Consider the following 2542-nt stretch of genomic DNA (forward strand, 5'->3'; position numbering starts at 1 on the left):
AAGTTTTCGCCTTCCAAATGCAGAGCCAACGCCTCCTGCATATTTTTAACTGTTTCATCTATCGTTAATCCCTGCGTAACGACCGGCAAATTGACACACTCTGCCACATAACCGCTTTGGTCACCCGGATACAAAATAATTTGGATTACGTTTCGTTTCATAAAGTTGCTTCCGATTATTGACCTGCTCATATATTACCTACTTCTACCCCAAATTGCCATATCCATACCATCGGGAAAATCAAATTACACTTCCTTATCTTTGTGAAACTTTTGTGAAACGTATAGGTAAAAACAGGTGTAAAAGGGCATGAATCGGCAACGGACGCCCATCATAACCAGTTGATTTATAAAAGAATAACGTTTTTATTTTAAGAATGGCATTCATGAGGTCAGGGGTTCGATCCCCCTCAGCTCCATTCGATTACACAAGGGTTTACGTCGTTTTGGCGTAGACCCTTTTGCTTTTTTGTGAAACTCCATTATAAATTAAACCTTTGGAAATATTCCACTTCTTCTGCCGTCAAACCCAAGAAATCCGCCGTTGATCCTACTGCCCATCCATTGGCCTTCAGTTTTTTCTTTTTAAGGTCTTTCATTCCGTTGCCCATCACAATAACCCATAATACCGCTTCATCCTTGGACGGTGAATGATATAGCGAAATCTATGAAATTAGATCGTCTTTTGTAAGTCGTGCCATAATACCGATGATGGTAATGCCGACAACTTCCCGCGCTTTTTCGTCGTAACGGACTATAACACCTTCCCCAATATCCTTTCCAAGCAGGACGCGGATCACCAGCGCAAACATATAAAACGTCGGCTTCTTCATCGTACTCCCAGTTCAACGAAGGTTTGCCTTCGAGAATTTTCAATGCTTCCATATCGCTTTTCTTCCTTAACGCAACGCTGCGCTTACCGCCTCTGGCGCGTGATTGATAACGTTAAGCAATACTAATGCCGCACCATGGGGCGTACGATCTCCGCGTTCCCAATGTCGTAGAGTTGCAACAGAAAACCCAAATCTGGCAGCAAACTGCTCCTGAGTCATGCCCATACGTTGGCGCAATGCGGAGACATTGACCGGCTTGGGCTTGTAAATTTTTACCGCGACCTTTTTCCCTTTTGCGTGGGCGACTGCTTCTTTCAACCCACGCGCGATGCTTTCAAAATTGGTTCCCATATCTCATCTCTCCATCCAAGTTGTAACTAGAATGTCTACAAGTTTTGCTAAATTGTTGCATTCAGCCTTGCTCAAATTGTCCATCTCGTTTTTTGCAAACAAGGTTAGCAAATAAAGCGGCATCGCTTCGCTGTGATAATAATAAATCACCCGCACCCCACTACTCTTGCCACGCCCGCCTCTGCTCCATCGTAACTTCCGAACACCGCCGGCGGTGCCAGGAATCAGATCACCCTCTTTGGGATGCATCGCCAAGTAGTTCACAACGTCCTGACGTTCCACCTCCGTTAAAAGTTTCTCCGCCCGGCGGATATATTCCGGCACCTCGGCAACCGCTATCATATGTTTGTTGTAATCCGATGGATTATACTTGTCAACATCTTTTCAAGCCTGGAGTTTTTTTTGGCTTCAACCCAACCACGGACTGATCGCTCGGTCAATTGTGAGAATACTTTACACAAACTTTCCTTCTTTGTGAGACTTTTGTGAAACGTATAAGTAAAAACAGGTGTAAAAGGGCATGAATCGGCAACGGACGCCCATCCTAACAAATTGATTTATAAAGGAATCACGTTTTTGTTTTAAGGACGGCATTCATGAGGTCAGGGGTTCGATCCCCCTCAGCTCCATTCGATTACAAAGGGCTTACGGGTTTTCGCGCAGGCCTTTTTTGTTTTACTATAGCCAAATGAGGAGACTGGTTCCTCAATGGAATCCGTGGGCAAAATGCCAAGAAAAAATTTTGACAGTCTGCACAGAATGTAATTCCTATTTGCAATATCATCCGCATGATTCAGGCTGTTTCCCAAATACGCATAAAAAACAATGACACAACCCCGCTGGGGTTGTTGTTGGGAGGGGTCATTTCCCCAAGGTCGGCACTCCGCGCCAACCTTGGGCTGTGAGGCAAACCGCGTTGCGGTTGCCGACAAATGCCCGGCGCTGTGGTTTGGGCAACCCCGAAGGGATTGTGTCCAACAGCCCAGGGTTGCGTCTCCTGCCAGCGGTATTTTTGCCGCTTTGAATGCATATTGGAGCAAGGATGAATAATCATTCGCCGGTACATCCTCCATCCTGTAAAGCCTGTTTATCAAAACCATGGTTTTCCTCACAATCTTGACCCATCAGCAGGTCTAAAAGATTTGGCTTGCCTTGACACAACTCAATCAATTCAGCCACAAGTCGTGGTTGAAAAACTTTTCCACCGAAATATTGAAAAAGTTGGGGTTTTTTTGTTGAATTGGCGGGTGAAAAAAGGCAAAATGACAATCAAAGGTTTTTATTATTTTGAATTTATAGTGAAATCCGGGTAGGGCGAGTTGCCGGGGTGGATCTTTCTTTGATTATTTCGCCTGGAGG

At 44.9% G+C, this 2542-nt stretch carries 3 protein-coding genes and 1 pseudogene; all 4 read right to left on the minus strand.

Features of this window, described 5'->3' with window-relative positions:
• The coding region (locus tag HY877_07230) for a type II toxin-antitoxin system HicB family antitoxin (protein ID MBI5300065.1) at positions 1–161 on the minus strand (161 nt) is incomplete at its 3' end.
• 503 nt (positions 162–664) lie between these two features.
• A pseudogene (locus tag HY877_07235) lies at positions 665–884 on the minus strand (DUF2283 domain-containing protein).
• A 14-nt stretch (positions 885–898) separates the two neighbouring features.
• Positions 899–1183 carry a helix-turn-helix domain-containing protein gene (locus HY877_07240; GenBank protein ID MBI5300066.1) on the minus strand — a complete coding sequence of 95 codons (285 nt, stop codon included), beginning with the start codon at positions 1181–1183 and terminating at the stop codon, positions 899–901.
• Positions 1184–1186: 3 nt separating this feature from the next.
• Positions 1187–1525 (minus strand): type II toxin-antitoxin system RelE/ParE family toxin, encoded by a 339-nt coding sequence (locus tag HY877_07245; protein ID MBI5300067.1) that lies wholly within the window; start codon positions 1523–1525, stop codon positions 1187–1189.
• Positions 1526–2542: the final 1017 nt, after the last annotated feature.

Source organism: Deltaproteobacteria bacterium, from assembly GCA_016213065.1.
Taxonomy (GTDB): Bacteria; UBA10199; UBA10199; order SPLOWO2-01-44-7; family SPLOWO2-01-44-7; genus JACRBV01.

Excerpts from the sequence above, each read along its gene's own strand:
- HY877_07240 (MBI5300066.1), bottom strand. The coding sequence starts at position 1,183 with ATGGGAACCAATTTTGAAAGCATCGCGCGTGGGTTGAAAGAAGCAGTC.
- HY877_07245 (MBI5300067.1), bottom strand. The coding sequence starts at position 1,525 with ATGATAGCGGTTGCCGAGGTGCCGGAATATATCCGCCGGGCGGAGAAA.